The 16,206-nt window shown below is 71.2% G+C and carries 15 protein-coding genes; 7 read left to right on the top strand and 8 right to left on the bottom strand.

Annotation, left to right across the window (positions count from 1 at the left end; translation table 11 throughout):
• Nucleotides 1-5: 5 nt before the first annotated feature.
• Both AAW14_RS17030 and AAW14_RS17025 read left to right on the top strand, forming a co-directional pair.
• Nucleotides 6-911, top strand: a complete 906-nt coding sequence (locus AAW14_RS17030) for a ribonuclease Z (RefSeq protein WP_265564693.1) — start codon at nt 6-8, stop codon at nt 909-911.
• Between the two features lie 67 nt (nt 912-978).
• Complete coding sequence (locus AAW14_RS17025) at nt 979-1,977, top strand: adenosine deaminase (protein WP_265564692.1); 999 nt, start codon at nt 979-981, stop codon at nt 1,975-1,977.
• Between the two features lie 52 nt (nt 1,978-2,029).
• Here the strand turns inward: AAW14_RS17025 and AAW14_RS17020 are convergent, their stop codons facing one another.
• Complete coding sequence (locus AAW14_RS17020) at nt 2,030-3,409, bottom strand: MFS transporter (protein ID WP_265564691.1); 1,380 nt, start codon at nt 3,407-3,409, stop codon at nt 2,030-2,032.
• A gap of 308 nt (nt 3,410-3,717) precedes the next feature.
• Here AAW14_RS17020 and AAW14_RS17015 point away from each other — a divergent pair, with 308 nt between their 5' ends.
• The 3 genes from AAW14_RS17015 (at nt 3,718) to AAW14_RS17005 (ending at nt 8,598) form a co-directional block, all read left to right on the top strand.
• Entirely contained in the window at nt 3,718-5,028 is a 1,311-nt protein-coding gene (locus tag AAW14_RS17015; RefSeq protein WP_265564690.1) for a glucarate dehydratase family protein, read from the top strand.
• 138 nt (nt 5,029-5,166) lie between these two features.
• Nucleotides 5,167-6,273 carry a carbohydrate kinase family protein gene (locus AAW14_RS17010; protein ID WP_265564689.1) on the top strand — a complete coding sequence of 369 codons (1,107 nt, stop codon included), beginning with the start codon at nt 5,167-5,169 and terminating at the stop codon, nt 6,271-6,273.
• 231 nt (nt 6,274-6,504) lie between these two features.
• Nucleotides 6,505-8,598 (top strand): glycoside hydrolase family 31 protein, encoded by a 2,094-nt coding sequence (locus AAW14_RS17005; protein ID WP_265564688.1) that lies wholly within the window; start codon nt 6,505-6,507, stop codon nt 8,596-8,598.
• A 68-nt stretch (nt 8,599-8,666) separates the two neighbouring features.
• Here the strand turns inward: AAW14_RS17005 and era are convergent, their stop codons facing one another.
• Nucleotides 8,667-9,617 carry a GTPase Era gene (gene era, locus AAW14_RS17000; RefSeq protein WP_265564687.1) on the bottom strand — a complete coding sequence of 317 codons (951 nt, stop codon included), beginning with the start codon at nt 9,615-9,617 and terminating at the stop codon, nt 8,667-8,669.
• A gap of 164 nt (nt 9,618-9,781) precedes the next feature.
• Here era and AAW14_RS16995 point away from each other — a divergent pair, with 164 nt between their 5' ends.
• Complete coding sequence (locus AAW14_RS16995; RefSeq protein ID WP_322741079.1) at nt 9,782-11,110, top strand: ammonium transporter; 1,329 nt, start codon at nt 9,782-9,784, stop codon at nt 11,108-11,110.
• On the top strand, nt 11,107-11,445 hold the full coding sequence (locus tag AAW14_RS16990) for a P-II family nitrogen regulator (RefSeq protein ID WP_265564686.1): 339 nt from the start codon (nt 11,107-11,109) through the stop codon (nt 11,443-11,445). The genes AAW14_RS16995 and AAW14_RS16990 overlap by 4 nt, the downstream gene beginning before the upstream one ends.
• Nucleotides 11,446-11,477: 32 nt before the next feature.
• Here AAW14_RS16990 and AAW14_RS16985 read toward each other — a convergent pair whose 3' ends face one another.
• From AAW14_RS16985 to AAW14_RS16960, 6 genes are all read right to left on the bottom strand, one after another.
• Complete coding sequence (locus AAW14_RS16985) at nt 11,478-11,951, bottom strand: hypothetical protein (RefSeq protein ID WP_265564685.1); 474 nt, start codon at nt 11,949-11,951, stop codon at nt 11,478-11,480.
• A gap of 210 nt (nt 11,952-12,161) precedes the next feature.
• Complete coding sequence (locus AAW14_RS16980) at nt 12,162-12,515, bottom strand: cytidine deaminase (RefSeq protein WP_265564684.1); 354 nt, start codon at nt 12,513-12,515, stop codon at nt 12,162-12,164.
• A gap of 53 nt (nt 12,516-12,568) precedes the next feature.
• Nucleotides 12,569-12,928, bottom strand: coding sequence for an MmcQ/YjbR family DNA-binding protein (locus tag AAW14_RS16975; RefSeq protein WP_265564683.1), 360 nt, complete (start codon nt 12,926-12,928; stop codon nt 12,569-12,571).
• On the bottom strand, nt 12,925-14,232 hold the full coding sequence (locus AAW14_RS16970) for a hemolysin family protein (RefSeq protein WP_265564682.1): 1,308 nt from the start codon (nt 14,230-14,232) through the stop codon (nt 12,925-12,927). Before AAW14_RS16970 ends, AAW14_RS16975 begins: the two co-directional genes overlap by 4 nt.
• Nucleotides 14,229-14,726: an rRNA maturation RNase YbeY gene (gene ybeY, locus AAW14_RS16965; RefSeq protein ID WP_265564681.1), complete on the bottom strand. Its 498-nt coding sequence runs from the start codon at nt 14,724-14,726 to the stop codon at nt 14,229-14,231. The genes AAW14_RS16970 and ybeY overlap by 4 nt, the downstream gene beginning before the upstream one ends.
• Nucleotides 14,727-14,738: 12 nt before the next feature.
• Nucleotides 14,739-15,809: a PhoH family protein gene (locus AAW14_RS16960; protein WP_265564680.1), complete on the bottom strand. Its 1,071-nt coding sequence runs from the start codon at nt 15,807-15,809 to the stop codon at nt 14,739-14,741.
• Between the last annotated feature and the right edge of the window lie 397 nt (nt 15,810-16,206).

The raw sequence follows: 16,206 nt of genomic DNA, 5'->3' as shown, positions 1-16,206 counted from the left end.
ACACCGTGTCCGTACGTGAACTGGTGGTCCTGGGCACCGCGAGCCAGGTCCCGACCCGGCACCGCAACCACAACGGCTATCTGCTGCGGTGGGACGGCCGGGGCATCCTCTTCGACCCCGGCGAGGGCACCCAGCGGCAGATGCTGCGCGCCGGAGTCGCCGCCAACGACGTGTACCGGATCTGCGTCACCCACTTCCACGGGGACCACTCCCTCGGACTTGCCGGTGTCATCCAGCGCATCAACCTCGACCAGGTGCCCCACAAGATCACCGCGCACTACCCGAAGTCGGGACAGCGGTTCTTCGAGCGACTGCGGTATGCGACGGCGTACCGCGAGACCGTCCGGCTGGCCGAGGCACCGGTCGAGGCCGACGGGACCCTCGCCGTCACCCCCGGATACACCCTTCAGGCTCGTCGGCTCTCCCACCCCGTCGAGTCCTTCGGCTACCGGCTCGTCGAGCCCGACGGGCGCCGCATGCTGCCCGAGCGCCTCGCGGCGCACGGCATCGCGGGGCCCGACATCGGCCGGATCCAGCGTGAGGGCTCCCTCGGCGGGGTCCTGCTCGACGAGGTCAGCGAAGTGCGGCGCGGACAACGGTTCGCCTTCGTCATGGACACCCGGCTGTGCGACGGGGTGCACGACCTCGCGGACGGCTGCGACATGCTCGTCATCGAGTCGACCTTCCTGGACGAGGACGCCCGGCTGGCCGCCGATCACGGGCACCTGACCGCGGGTCAGGCGGGGCGTGTCGCGGCGGACGCCGGTGTGCGGCATCTCGTCCTCACCCACTTCAGCCAGCGCTACTCGGACCCCGAGGAGTTCGAGCGGCAGGCACGGGCCGCCGGCTTCGAGGGCGAACTGACCGTGGCGCGTGACCTGATGCGGGTGCCCCTGCCGAAACGGCGGTGACGGCGGGGCAGTGGCGCGACGGAAGTGGCGCGACGCAAGTGGCGGTATGCCCTCGTACGATATGTCGATGCCCCTCCCGCTCCCCAAAGCCGAACTGCACCTCCACATCGAGGGCACCCTCGAACCCGAGCTGGCCTTCGCGCTCGCCGAGCGCAACGGCGTCGAACTGCCCTACGCCGACACCGAGCAGCTGCGCACGGCCTACGCCTTCGAGGACCTCCAGTCCTTCCTGAACCTGTACTACGAGCTCATGGCCGTGCTGCGGACCGAGCTGGACTTCGAGGACCTCGCGAACGCCTACCTCGAGCGGGCCGCCGCGCAGGGCGTGCGGCACGCCGAGATCTTCTTCGATCCGCAGGCCCACATCGCCCGGGGCGTACCGATGGGGACGGTCGTCGAGGGTCTGTGGCGCGCGCTCGGCCGCAGCGAGGAGAACCACGGCGTCTCCACCCAGCTGATCCTGTGCTTCCTGCGTGACGAGCCGGCCGACTCGGCCCTCGAGACGCTGCGGGCGGCGGAGCCCTACCTCGACCGGATCGTGGGCGTCGGCCTCGACTCGGCCGAGGTCGGACACCCGCCGGCCAAGTTCCGCGAGGTGTACGAGGCCGCCGCCGCCCTCGGGCTGCGCCGGGTCGCGCACGCCGGTGAGGAGGGGCCGCCGCAGTACATCACCGAGGCCCTCGATGTGCTCGGCGTCGAGCGCGTCGACCATGGACTGCGCTGCATGGAGGACCCGGCGCTCGTCGAGCGGCTGGTGCGCGAGCGGGTGCCGCTGACGCTCTGCCCGCTGTCCAACGTCCGGCTGCGCGCCGTGGACACCCTGGCGGACCACCCGCTGCCCGCGATGCTCGACGCCGGGCTGCTGTGCACCGTCAACTCCGACGACCCCGCGTACTTCGGCGGATATGTCGCGGACAACTTCCACGCCGTGCACGAAACCCTCGGCCTGAGCAGGGAACAGATGCGCGAGCTGGCCCGCAACTCCTTCGTCTCCTCCTTCCTGGAGCACGACGAGGAACGGCGGGCGCGCTACCTCGCCGAGGTGGAGGCGTACGAGTTCGCGTAGCGGCCAGGTGGTGTCCGGCCGTTCGCGCAGGGCGCGGAGTGCCGGACACCGCTCAGCGGTTCCCGGATCCCGGTGCGGCGGTCGCCTGCCGGGGCCCTGCCGTGCTGTACGCCTGCCGAACCGGACTCGCCGGTGTGCCGAGCGGGATCTCCACCACCGGCTGCTCCGGCGCACCGACCGTCGGCACCGAGCCCGCGGGCGTGCCGGTCGCCGCGGCGACCACGGCGGCCGGGGTGCCCCCGCGGCGGCGCACCACGCCCGGCAGGAGCGGCCGGCCGCCGGTGTGCAGGGCGACCGCGGTCAGCGGGAGTGTGATGGCGAACAGACCGGTGGCGAGGATGGCGCCCATCGCCGGGAAACCTGCCCGGGCGGAGAGCACGCTGCCGATGAGCGGGCCCGCCGCCGTGCCCAGCGAGGACGCCGAGCCCACGAGGACCGCCCAGCGGCCGCGCTGGTCGAGGGAGGCGGCAAGGCCGATCAGATATGACAGCACGATCGGGTAGAGGATGTTCCAGGCGATCTCGCCCGTCGCGAAGGTGCCGAGGCCGGTGGCGCGGGCGCTGAGCGCGATACAGGCGGCGATCAGCGCGGTGCCCGCGCCGATGGGGACCGCGCTGCCGAGGCGCGGACCGAGCATGCCCGCGCCGATCACGCCGAGCAGTCCGGCGCCGAGCGCGATCGCGAAGACCACGCCGACGGTGACCTCCGTGAGGTGCGCCTGGGCGAGGCCGATGCGTCCGCTGACGCCCCACAGGGAGTTCTGGGCGAGGGACCAGCAGAGGATCCCGGCGGCCAGGACGAGACCGGAGCGGGGGTGGGGCAGGCGGCCCGTCCCGCGGGGAGCCGTGGCCGTCGGCGCGGGGCTCGTCAGACGGCCGGCCGCGGGCCACACCAGCAGCGCGGTGAGCGCGATCGCGGCGAGCGGGAGACCGTGGCCCGGGCCGAGGTGGGGGACCGTCAGATAGACCGCGCCCGCGAGCGCGGAGACGCTCAGCAGGCCCAGCGTGGAGGCCCGGTGGGGGTCGCTCGCCCACGCTCTCGACTCCGTTCGAGCACGGGGCGCCCCCATGGCGGCGATGCCGGTCGCGGCGACCGTGGTGACCGTACCGGATCCGAACCCGCCGACGACCGCTCCCGCGACGACCACGGGGAGGCTGTCGCAGAGGGCGGCCGTGCCGTGGCCGACGGCCGCGAGCAGGAGGCCGGCCCGGGCGAGGCGGCGCGGCCCGATGCGGTGGACGTGGGCGGCGAGCAGGAAGCCCGCGCCGGCCGAACTCAGCAGCAGGGCACTGCCGATGGAGCCGGCCTCGGTGGCGCTGAGCGCCAGGCCGGAGCTGAGCCTGTCGACGGTGGTGGGCAGGAGGTACGCGGCGAGGTACCCGGCGGTGAAGAGGGCGACCAGGGACCAGGGCGGGTTGGTGCGGGAGGACACGGGCGTTCCCAGGGCATGCGGAAGGGCGGCTCGGAAAAAGGGGGTTGGGGCGCCGTCCGTCGACCGACAGGAACGCGCGGGCAATTTGTATCAAGCGCGCGGTTCGAGAAGAAGCGCGGGGTGTGTGATGTGGATCACATGTGAGTTTGGAGTGGATGGAGTCGGGTAGCCGCGTGGGCCAAAGTGCGGCCAACGTGCGTGCCTTCCATCGGCCGGAATGCGTGCCCGTGCCCGTCATTGACGCCTCACTGTTCGTCTATCTAATCTCTGTCCTCATATATGGATGGCGTCTCAATGGGGAGTTCACTATGGCGCAGGGGACCCGGTCCCGTGACCTGTCCATCGCCGAGGTGCGGCTGACGCCGATCCTGGTCGCCGACCCGCCGCTGCTCAACACTCAGGGCGTCCACCAGCCGTACACGCCCCGGCTGATCGTGGAGGTGGTGACCGCCGACGGGACCACCGGGGTCGGCGAGACGTACGGCGACACCAGGTACCTGGAGCTGGCCCGGCCCTTCGCCGACCGGCTGAACGGACGCCAGGTCACGGATCTGAACGGGCTGTTCACCGTCGCCGACGAGGTCGCCGTCCACCGGTCCCGGGTCGAGGACCAGATCGGCGTCGGCGGCCTGCGCGGTGTGCAGACCGCCGACAAGCTGCGCCTGTCAGTCGTCTCCGCCTTCGAGGTCGCCTGCCTCGACGCCCTCGGCAAGGTGCTCGGCCTGCCCGTGCACACGTTGCTCGGCGGCAAGGTGCGCGACGAGGTCGAGTACAGCGCGTACCTCTTCTACCGGTGGGCCGACCACCCCGAGGGCGTGGTGTGCGAGAAGGACGGCTGGGGCGCCGCCCTCGATCCGGACGGGGTCGTCGCGCAGGCCCGCGCGTTCAAGGAGCGGTACGGCTTCACGTCCTTCAAGCTCAAGGGCGGGGTCTTCCCACCGGACCGGGAGGCCGCCGCGATCCGCGCCCTCGCCGAGGCCTTCCCCGGGCATCCGCTGCGCCTGGACCCCAACGGTGCCTGGTCGGTGGAGACCTCGCTGAAGGTGGCCCGGGAGCTGGGCGATGTCCTCGAGTACCTGGAGGACCCCGCGCTCGGCACACCCGCCATGGCCGAGGTCGCGGCGGGGACCGACGTGCCACTCGCCACCAACATGTGCGTGACCACCTTCGCCGAGATCGAGGAGGCGTTCCGGCGCGGCGCCGTCCAGGTGGTCCTCTCCGACCACCACTACTGGGGCGGTCTGCGCAACACGCGTGAACTTGCCGCCGTCTGCCGCGCCTTCGGGGTCGGGATGTCCATGCACTCCAACACGCACCTCGGCATCTCCCTCGCCGCGATGACCCATGTCGCCTCCACCGTGCCCGGCCTCCACCACGCGTGCGACACCCACTACCCCTGGCAGTCCGAGGACGTCATCACCGAGCGCCTCGCGTTCCGCGGCGGCAGGATCGCCGTTCCGGAGGGCCCGGGTCTCGGCGTCACCCTGGACCGCGACCGGCTGGCCGCCCTGCATCGGCGCTGGCTCGACGACGACGGCACCCTGCGCGACCGCGACGACGACGCGGCGATGCGCGTCGCGGACCCCGAGTGGGTGACACCGACCGTGCCCCGCTGGTAGCCGTCGACCCGTGGCGGCCGGCCGGAGGCGGCGGGCGCCCCCACGACGGATGCGAACGGTGACTCCGGTGCGACCCGCGCCGCTCGAAGGGGCGATTGGTGCACACTGGCTGGATCCGCACCATGCCAGGGAGCCACCGTGACCATCGGAGAGGGACCGTACTGCCATCCCCATGTCGACCCCCTTGCCGCTCTGCGTGTGCCCGGGGACCCGCCGTGGGACGTCTACCTCACCGGGACGGTCTTCCTCGACATCATCTTCACCGGGCTCGACTCCGCCCCCGTGCGCGGCACCGAGTCCTGGGCCCGCGGGATGGGGTCGAGCCCCGGCGGCGTCGCCAACATGGCCACCGCGCTGGCCCGCCTCGGCCTGAAGACCTCCCTGGCGGCGGCGTTCGGTGACGACCACTACGGCGAGTACTGCTGGGACGAACTGGCGCGGGGCGAGGGCATCGACCTCTCGGCCTCGCGAAGAGTCCCCGGCTGGCACTCTCCGGTCACCGTCTCCATGGCCTACGAGGGGGAGCGCACCATGGTCTCCCACGGCCATGAGCCGCCCCCGGAGCAGCCCGCCCCCGCCTGCCCGCCCCGGGCCCGGGCCGCCGTCGCCTCGCTGACGCCCGGCCCGCGCGCCCCCTGGATCGCGGAGGCCGCGGGGCGGGACACCCGAATCTTCGCCGACGTGGGCTGGGACGAGACAGGCGTCTGGGACCTGGCGGGCCTCGCCGACCTCGAACACTGCGAGGCGTTCCTGCCGAACGCGCAGGAGGCCATGCGGTACACGGGCACCGACTGCCCGCGTGCCGCCGCGCACGCGCTGACCGAGTACGTGCCCCTGGCCGTCGTCACCCTCGGCTCCGAGGGGGCGTACGCGGTGGACCGGCGTACGGGGGAGACCGCCAGCGTGCCCGCGATCGCCGTCGAGGCCCTGGACCCCACGGGTGCGGGCGACGTCTTCGTGGCGGGCTTCGTCACCGGCACGCTGGCCGAGTGGCCGCTCGCCGACCGCCTCGCCTTCGCGGGTCTGACGGCCGCGCTGTCCGTGCAGGAGTTCGGAGGGTCGCTCTCGGCGCCCGGGTGGGCCGAGGTCGCGGCGTGGTGGCGCAGGGTCCAGTCCTACGAGGACCAGGAGCCCGCGGCGCTCAGCCGGTACGCGTTCCTCGAGAACCTGGTTCCGGAGACGAGCGTCGAACCGTGGCCGCGGCGCCGCGCCGTGCCGACCATCGGGTTCCGCAGGCCGGCGTGAGCCGCGCCGGGCTCCCTCCGCCACCGCCCGCGCACTTCGCGGGCCCTCAATTCCCGTATGTCAAGCGCTGGCTGACACCTGGCTGCAAACGCACGCCGTGGAGCCCCGAACCGGAACCCGGCATTGACAGATGACGTTTGCTGCTTGATTATCGGCGAAATCAAGCATAATTGTGCACAGGTGTCACCGCACTTCCCGACCCATGACTCCCAACCCAGAAGGACATGCGTCGTGCGCGGACGATCCCGCAGCCTCAGAGCGCTGCTCGGCTCCTTCTCCCTGATCCTGGCCCTTCCCGTCGCTCTCACCGCACCCGCGCAGGCCGCCGCAGCGGCCCGCGCCGTCGACATCACTCCATCAGCCGACGGACTGGACCTGACCGTCCGGCCCTCGGGCAACGCCCCCGGCTACTTACTGCACGTGACGACCTCCCAGCTCTCCCTCGCAACCGCCCGAACCGGCGGTGCCCGCGTCCTGGCCACCGCGGGCGCGGGCACCGGCGCCCTGCGCTTCCGCGTCGGCGGGACCTGGCAGCACGCCGCCAAGGTCACGCACTGGAGCTGGAAGGACGGTGTCCTCGGCCTCACCGCCGACACGACCGCTCCCGGCGTCACCGTCGAGGCCCGCGTCACCCCGTCCGCGGACCGCTACCGACTCGACTGGAACGTCAGGGGAGCCGCACCCGACCGCCTCGGGCTCGCCTACGACCTGAAGTCCGCCGGACACTGGTACGGGCATGGCGAGGCCGACACCCCGCGGGGCGGGCCCGGCACCGACCAGCCCTGGCCGCTCGACAGCGGCGAGGTCGTGCACCCGGCCTTCGGCCCGGCCTCCTACAGCATGATCGACCCGTTCTGGTACACGTCGAGCGCGACCGGGCTGCACGTGGACACCGGGCACGTCATGGACGTGGCGATCAACCAGGGCAAGGACGGCCTCGGCCGTTTCGACGTCGAGTCCGCCGACCCCTACCGGGCGACCGTCTTCGTGGAGTCCACCCCGCTCGAGGTCTACCGCGACTACGTCGGCATCGTGGGCAGGCCGGCGAAGAGCGACGCCACGTACGCGCAGTACGCCAAGCCCGTATGGAACTCCTGGGCGCAGTTCTACACCCACGTCGACCAGGCCAAGCTCCTCGACTACGCGCGGAAGCTGCACGACAACGGCCTCGGCGGGCACGCCCTCCAGCTCGATGACAAGTGGGAGTCCCACTACGGGAACATGACCTTCGACCCGAAGGCCTATCCCGACCCCAAGGCCATGACCCGCACGATCCACACCCTCGGCTTCGGCTTCGGCCTCTGGGTCACCCTGTGGATCAACCTCGACTCCGACCAGTACCAGTACGCGGCCGGTCACGGCTACCTGCTCCGGGACGCGGCCGACTCCTCCAAGCCGTGCACCGTCACCTGGTGGAACGGGACCGCCGGGATCGTCGACCTCGCCAACCCCGATGCCAGGGCCTGGTACACCGGTCGGCTCGGAAAGCTGATGAGCGACTACGGTGTCGACGGACTGAAGTTCGACACCCGCTTCTTCGACGACAAGTGCGCCCCGCACGACGGCTACAAGCCCACCGACTACCAGCGGCTCGGCGCCGAACTGGCCGACGGGTTCGACCTGCAGGGCGTCGGTATCCGCGTGCACTGGGACGCGGCGGCCCACCGCGCCGGCTTCGTCACCCGGCAGGTGGACAAGGGCACCGGCTGGGCGTCACTGCGAGCCTCCGTGACCCAGAACCTGGCGATCTCCACGATCGGCTACCCCTTCGTCACCACCGACATGATCGGCGGCTCCGGCGGCGAGCCCGCCCCCGGCAAGCAGGTGCTGGTGCGCTGGGCGCAGTCCGCCGCCCTCCAGCCGCTCATGTACTCCTCCACGTCACCCGTGGACACCATCGACGTGACGACCGGCCGGAAGGTCGTCTACGACAAGGAGACCGCCGACCTCTACCGCGCCGCGATCGAACGGCACGAACGCCTCGCCCCCTACATCTGGGACCAGGTGCAGCAGACGCTGAGGACCGGCGACCCGATCATGCGGCCGCTCTTCTTCGACTTCCCTCAGGACAAGGCGGGCTACACCGTCACCGACGAGTGGATGCTCGGCCCCGCGGTCCTCGCCGCCCCGCAGCTCGACGACCGCGCGACCCGGACCGTCCATCTGCCGCCGGGCGACTGGTACGACGTCAACCACGGCACCGTCGTCCGCGGGCCCAGGACCCTCACGGGCTACGGCGCGCCCCTCGGCGTCACTCCCGCCTTCGTGAACCTGCGGGCCAAGGGTGCCGACAAGGCCCTGCACGCCCTGCGGCCCTCCGCCTGAAGGCGCGGGCACGGGGGCGCGGGTGCCCCCGTGCCGGGCGGCGGTAGCGCTCCGGTGCCGACGGCCTCTCAGAAGCCCAGCCGACGCAGCTGCTTCGGGTCGCGCTGCCAGTCCTTGGCGACCTTCACATGGAGGTCGAGGAACACCGGGGTGCCGAGCAGAGCCTCGATGTGCCTGCGGGACTTGATGCCGACCTCCTTCAGGCGCTTGCCCTTCGGGCCGATGATGATGCCCTTCTGGCTGGGCCGCTCGATGTAGACGTTCGCGTGGATGTCGAGGAGCGGCTTGTCCGCCGGGCGGTCCTCACGCGGCAGCATCTCCTCCACGACCACCGCGATCGAGTGCGGCAGCTCGTCCCGCACGCCCTCCAGCGCCGCCTCGCGAATCAGCTCCGCGACCATGACCTGCTCGGGCTCGTCCGTCAGGTCGCCCTCGGGGTAGAGCGCCGGCCCCTCGGGCAACAGCGGGATCAGCAGATCCGCCAGCAGGTCCACCTGCCGGTCGCCGACCGCCGACACGGGAACGATCTCCGCCCACTCGATCCCCAGTTCCTTGCCCAGCTGGTCGACCGCGATCAGCTGCTCGGCCAGGGTCTTGGGGTCCACGAGGTCCGTCTTGGTGACGATCGCGACCTTCGGGGTCTTCCTGATCCCCGCCAGCTCCTTGGCGATGAACCGGTCACCGGGACCGATCTTCTGGTCGGCGGGCAGACAGAAGCCGATCACGTCGACCTCGGCCCAGGTCGTGCGGACGACGTCGTTCAGCCGCTCGCCCAGCAGCGTGCGCGGTTTGTGCAGGCCAGGGGTGTCCACCAGGATCAGCTGCGCGTCCGGCCGGTGCACGATGCCCCGTACCGTGTGCCGGGTCGTCTGCGGCCGGTTGGAGGTGATCGCCACCTTCTGCCCGACCAGAGCGTTCGTGAGGGTGGACTTGCCCGCGTTGGGGCGGCCGACGAAACACGCGAAGCCCGCCCGGTGGACGGCCTCGGTCGGCTCGGATGACTGGGTACGAACGCTCATGGCGCCCATTGTCCCTGATCCGCGGAGCCCAACCGAACGGCCGGATCCGGTGAGGTTCCGGAAACCTCAACGCAACACGAAACGTCACGGAAACACAGCTGTACGCGACAGGAAACGCGCGGCGGTGACGCTCTGACGAGCCCCGCACCCCGAGGAGACCGTCCGTGGACACCGCGTTCCTGGCCGCAGGCAAGGCCCCCGCCCTCGACACCGGCGACACCGCCTGGCTGCTCGCCGCCACCGCCCTCGTCCTGCTGATGACCCCGGGCCTTGCCCTCTTCTACGGCGGCATGGTCCGCACGAAGAGCGTCCTCAACATGCTGATGATGAGCTTCGTGTCGATCGCCCTGGTCACGGTGGTGTGGCTGGCCGTCGGCTACTCGCTCGCCTTCGGCGACGACAGTGCGGGCGGGCTGATCGGCGGTCTCCAGCACGCCGGCATGGCGGGCCTCGGCCCTGCCGACCTGCACGGCACCGTGCCCACCGTCCTCTTCGCCACCTTCCAGCTGACCTTCGCGATCATCACGGCGGCCCTCGTCAGCGGCGCGGTCGCGGATCGTGCCAAGTTCGGGGCGTGGCTCGTCTTCGTACCGGTGTGGGCGCTGCTCGTGTACGTTCCGGTGACCCACTGGGTGTGGGGACCGGGCGGCTGGATCCTCGCCCACCTGGGCGCCCTGGACTTCGCGGGCGGCCTGCCGGTCGAGATCACCTCCGGCGCCTCCGGCCTCGCCCTGTGCCTGGTCCTCGGCCCGCGTCTCGGTTTCAAGAAGGACGCCATGCGCCCGCACAACCTGCCGATGGTGATGCTGGGCGCCGGTCTGCTCTGGTTCGGCTGGTTCGGCTTCAACGCCGGCTCGGCCCTCGGTGCCAACGGCCTGGCCGCCGCCGCCTTCCTCAACACCCTCGCTGCGGGCTGCACCGGACTGCTCGGCTGGCTCCTCGTGGAGCAGAAGCGCGACGGCCACCCCACCACGCTCGGCGCGGCGTCCGGCGCGGTCGCGGGTCTGGTCGCCATCACCCCGTCCTGCGGCACGGTGTCGCTGCTCGGCGCACTGGTCGTGGGCCTTGCCGCCGGTGTCGTCTGCTCGTACGCCGTGAGCTGGAAGTTCAAGCTGAACTACGACGACTCGCTCGACGTCGTCGGCGTCCACCTCGTGGGCGGCATCATCGGCACGCTGCTGATCGGCTTCTTCGCGGTCAGGGGGATGACCGGCGGGAGCGAGGGCCTGCTGTACGGCGGCGGGCTCGCCCAGCTCGGCAAGCAACTGGTGGCCGTGGCTGCCGTCGCCGCGTATGCGTTCGCGGTCACGTACGGCATCGGCAGGCTGATCGACAGGGCGATGGGCTTCCGGGCGAGCGAGGAGCAGGAGCACACCGGCCTGGACCTTACGGTGCACGCCGAGACCGCTTACGATCACGGGGTCCTGGGCCACGGCGCCCCGGTCGCTCACTCCCTCCCCGCCGCCACGCAGAAGGTCACGTCCCAGGCATGAAGCTCATCACCGCGATCGTCAAGCCGTTCCGCCTCGACGCGGTCAAGACGGCGCTGCAGGAACTCGGCGTGCACGGCCTGACCGTGACCGAGGCGAGCGGCTACGGCCGCCAGCGCGGCCACACCGAGGTGTACCGGGGCGCCGAGTACCGGGTCGACCTCGTGCCCAAGGTCCGGATCGAGGTCGTCGTCGAGGACGCGGACGCCGACGCGGTGATCGACGCGGTGGTCGGGGCCGCGCAGACGGGGAAGATCGGCGACGGCAAGGTGTGGGCGGTGCCGGTGGAGACGGTCGTACGGGTACGGACGGGCGAGCGCGGCCCGGACGCGCTCTGAGCAGCGGGGCCGCGCCCGCCCCGGTCACCCGCTCAGTCGAAGACGAACGGACCCGGTGACTGCGGCCCGGTCGCCGTGCAGGTCACGGTGATGCCGAACACGGTCAGCTGCAGCGAGCCGCCGTACGCCTCCAGGCTGTCGCCGGAGGCCACGGTGCCGTCGAGCGGGCCGACCGTGACGGAGTCGCCGGCGGCCAGGGCCGGGTTCCTGGTGCCCGAGAAGACGGTGGTGCCGCCGCCCGCCTTCACCAGGGTGAGCGTGGACGTGATGGAGTCCTGCGCCAGGGCGATCGGAGCGGTCATCGCGGAGGAGTTGACGGTGAGGGTGGCGGCGGTGCCGTCCTGGGTGGCCGTGAGCGTGGCCGCACCGCTGCCGAAGCTGCCGCAGTCCGCGCTGATGGTCGCCGTAAGGGGAGTGACGGCGGCCGCGGTCTGGGCGAGGGCCAGGCCGCCGGCGGCAACCGCCGCGAGTAACGCCGTGCCCGTGCCAAGTCGCTTGCGTCTCATCGGAAATCCCTTCCCTGATACGGGAATTGCCATGTGGGGACGACCGAACGGACCGGCCGCGTGGCGCGGCGCGCCACGCGGCAAAGCATCTGACGGCCCGTCGGAACCAGCGACTCCAGTGACGCGCCGGTTCCGTGGGATTGCAAGAGACGCGGAGCGGATTCTTCAGGGCCGGGAAAAGTGGCCGAAGCCGTACGGTGGCCCGGTGGTTCAGCCCGCCGTCACCGTTGCGCGCACCGTGCCGTCCGGTCCCGCCACCAGCACCGGCGTCTGCGGGCCGCCGAGGTCCCGCACCGCCGCCCGGTCCTCCGCGGACGCACCCTCGGCCTCGGTGACGACCGCCGCCGCCTCCAGCGACTTCGCGCCCGACGCCACCGCCATCGCCACCGCGGTCCGCAGTGCGCTGAGCTCCAGGGAATCGAGGGACACGGTCCCGGCCACATACGTACGGCCCGTCTCGTCCCGCACGGCGGCCCCCTCGGGCACACCGTTGCGGGCCCGCGCGGAGCGGGCCAGGGTGACGATCTTGCGGTCCTCGGGGTCGAGCGCGTTGCTGTCGGTCATGCCCCGAGCATACGAAGAACGGCCATGGTCAACCCGCAACGGGGTCCATCAGCTCAGGGGCGGTCCAGGCGGAGGCGGTCGGCTCTCGGCAGACCGGCGACGACCAGGTCGTACGAGTCCTCGACGAGTTCCCGGACCAGGCGGTCCGGGAGTCCGCCGTCCACCGTGACCGTGTTCCAGTGGCGCTTGTTCATGTGCCAGCCGGGCACGACCATGCCCTCGTGCTCGCTCCGGAGCCGAACCGCGTCCTCCGGATCACACTTGAGGTTGACCTTCAGGGGCCGCGAGCCCAGGTTCGTCAGGGCGAACATTCTGCCCTGCACCTTGAAGACCGAGGTCTCGGGGTTGAACGGGAAGTCCTCCACCGCCGCGTTGAAGGACAGACAGAACGCCCGCAGCTCCTGAGGGGTCACTGCGGCCTCGTCTCCTCCTGCGAGGGCCCGACGGGGCCCACCGGCTCCACCAGCACGGTCACGATCTTGTTCCGGCGGCCGGCCGAGGCCTCCGCCGTCAGCCGCAGTTCGCGCCCGTCGGGCAGTTCGACGACCGAGGAGGCCCCGGCGATGGGCACACGGCCCAGCGCCTTCGCGAGCAGTCCGCCGACCGTCTCCACGTCCTCGTCGTCGTACGCCTCGAGCCCGTACAGTTCGCCGAGGTCGCCGATGTCGAGGCGGGCGGTGACCCGGTAGCGGTCCCCGCCCAGTTCCTCGACCGGCGGCAGCTCGCGGTCGTACTCGTCGGTGATCTCGCCGACGATCTCCTCGAGGATGTCCTCGATGGTGACGATCCCGGCCGTGCCGCCGTACTCGTCGATGACGACGGCGACGTGATTGCGTTCCTTCTGCATCTCGCGCAGCAGGTCGCCGGCGTTCTTGGTGTCGGGCACGAAGGCTGCGGGCCGCATCGCGGTGGACACCAGCTCGTTCTCGGCGTCCCGGCTGATGTGAGTCTTGCGGGCCAGGTCCTTCAGATACACGATCCCGACGATGTCGTCCTCGCTCTCCCCGGTGACCGGGATGCGCGAGAAGCCGGACCTGAGCGCCAGGGTCAGCGCCTGGCGGATGGTCTTGTAGCGCTCGATGCTCACCAGGTCCGTCCTCGGCACCATCACCTCCCGGACCAGGGTGTCGCCCAGCTCGAAGACCGAGTGCACCATACGGCGCTCCTCGGCCTCGATCAGAGACTCCTTCTCCGCGAGGTCGACGAGGGCCCGCAGCTCCGCCTCGGAGGCGAAGGGGCCGTGGCGGAAGCCCTTGCCGGGGGTGAGGGCGTTGCCGATGAGGATCAGCAGGGACGGGATCGGGCCCATCACGCGCGCGAGGGGCACGAGGACGTAAGCCGCCGCCGTGGCCGTGGTCAGCGGGTGCTGGCGCCCGATGGTGCGCGGAGAGACACCGACCGCGACGTAGGACACCAGGACCATGACCGCGATCGCGACCACGAGAGCCTTGCCGGTGCCGTGGATCTCCTTCAGGCAGGCGTAGGTGACGAGCGCGGCGGCGGCCATCTCGCAGGCGACCCGGACCAGCAGGGCCACGTTGAGGTAGCGCGTCGGGTCCGCGGCGACCTGGGCGAGCATGGCGCTGCCGCGCCGGCCGCCGCGTACGGCCTCCTCGGCGCGGAAGCTGGAGACGCGCGCCAGGCCCGCCTCCGCGCAGGCGGCGAGCCAGGCGACCACGACCAGGGCGATCGCACCGACGACGAGCTGGGGGCTCATGACACGGTCGGGGCCGGGGACGGGCCGGTCAGGCCCTTCTCCGCACGCCAGCCGTCCACGATGGCGGCCTGCAGGCCGAACATCTCGGCCTTCTCGTCGGGCTCCTCATGGTCGTAGCCGAGCAGGTGCAGCACTCCATGGACGGTCAGGAGCTGCAGCTCCTCGTCCATGGAGTGCTGCGTGGGTGCCTCGGTGCCCTGGCGGGCGGCGACCTCCGGGCACAGCACGATGTCGCCGAGCAGCCCCTGCGGCGGCTCGTCGTCGTCCTTGGACGGAGGCCGCAGCTCGTCCATCGGGAACGACATGACGTCCGTCGGCCCCGGCAGGTCCATCCACTGGACGTGCAGCTGCTCCATGGCGTCGGTGTCCACGACGATCACCGAGAGCTCGGAGAGCGGGTGGATACGCATCCGTGCGAGTGCGTAGCGGGCGATGTCGAGGATCGCCTGCTCGTCGACCTCGGTGCCGGACTCGTTGTTGACGTCGATCGACATGGGCGTGCTGGTCTACTTCCCCTTGTGCGCGTGGCCGGCTTTGCCGCGGCCCTTGTGCGTGCCGTTCTCGGTGCCGTTCTCGCTGTCGTACTTCTCGTAGGCGTCGACGATACGGCCGACGAGCCTGTGCCGTACGACATCGTGGGACGACAGCCGGGAGAAGTGGACGTCCTCGACGCCTTCCAGGATCTCCTGGACCTGCCGAAGACCGCTCTTCGTGCCGTTCGGGAGGTCGACCTGGGTCACGTCACCCGTGATCACGATCTTCGAGTCGAAGCCGAGGCGGGTCAGGAACATCTTCATCTGTTCGGGGCTCGTGTTCTGGGCCTCGTCCAGGATGATGAAGGCGTCGTTGAGCGTACGGCCGCGCATGTAGGCCAGCGGGGCGACCTCTATCGTCCCGGCGGCCATGAGCCGTGGGATCGAGTCGGGGTCGAGCATGTCGTGCAGCGCGTCGTAGAGCGGGCGCAGATACGGGTCGATCTTCTCGTACAGAGTGCCGGGCAGGAAGCCGAGGCGCTCGCCCGCCTCGACGGCCGGACGGGTCAGGATGATGCGGTTGACCTGCTTGGACTGCAGCGCCTGCACGGCCTTGGCCATCGCGAGATAGGTCTTGCCGGTACCCGCGGGCCCGATGCCGAACACGATGGTGTGCTTGTCGATCGCGTCCACGTACCGCTTCTGGTTGAGCGTCTTGGGGCGGATCGTGCGGCCACGAGAGGACAGGATGTTCTGCGTGAGCACCTGGGCCGGGGTCTCCTCGGGACCCTCCCCCCTCTCGCTCGCCCGGAGCATGGCGATCGAGCGTTCCACTGCGTCCTCCGTCATCGGCTGTCCGGTGCGGAGCACCAGCATCATCTCGTCGAACAGGCGCTGGATCAGGGCGACTTCCCGGGCGTCGCCGACCGCGCTGATCTCATTGCCCCGGACATGGATGTCGGCGGCCGGGAATGCCTTCTCGATCACGCGCAGAAGAGAGTCTCCTGACCCGAGCACGGTCACCATGGGGTGCTGGGCCGGGACGGTGAACTGCGCTCGTGCCTGTCCCTCCGCGGGGCTGTGCGCTGTGGGTGTCTGAGTCATGGGCCGGCTCTGTAGGCCTGCTGTTCCTCCTCCGTACGGCCGCGCAGCTGAGGGCGGCCTCGCGGTTTCAAGGGTACGACGAGGGGCTGACAGAGCCGTAGGGCTTTTCCCCGTGCACTTGTACGACCCCGCGATTCACGACGCCACGCGCCCGGGCCCGTACTGGTCGGCCGCCGGACGGCCGACGGCGAACAGGCAGGCGCGGGGGCCTTCTCCGGGACCGGCAGCCGACCAGGCGGGGCGCAGGCCCCTGGCCCGCCCCCCGGCCACTCACCACCGTGCACCGCCCGGACCGCGACCGGCCGCCGCCGCTGTCTGCGCCGGGGCGGTGCCGCTGTGGTGGACCGGCGGGGCTGCTGTGGTGGACCGTCGGCGGCCCGCCCGCCGCCGATTGCGG

This window comes from Streptomyces hygroscopicus (genome assembly GCF_026168105.1).
In the GTDB taxonomy this organism is placed as follows: Bacteria; Actinomycetota; Actinomycetes; order Streptomycetales; family Streptomycetaceae; genus Streptomyces; species Streptomyces hygroscopicus_D.
This window is presented reverse-complemented; position numbering and strand designations above follow the sequence as displayed.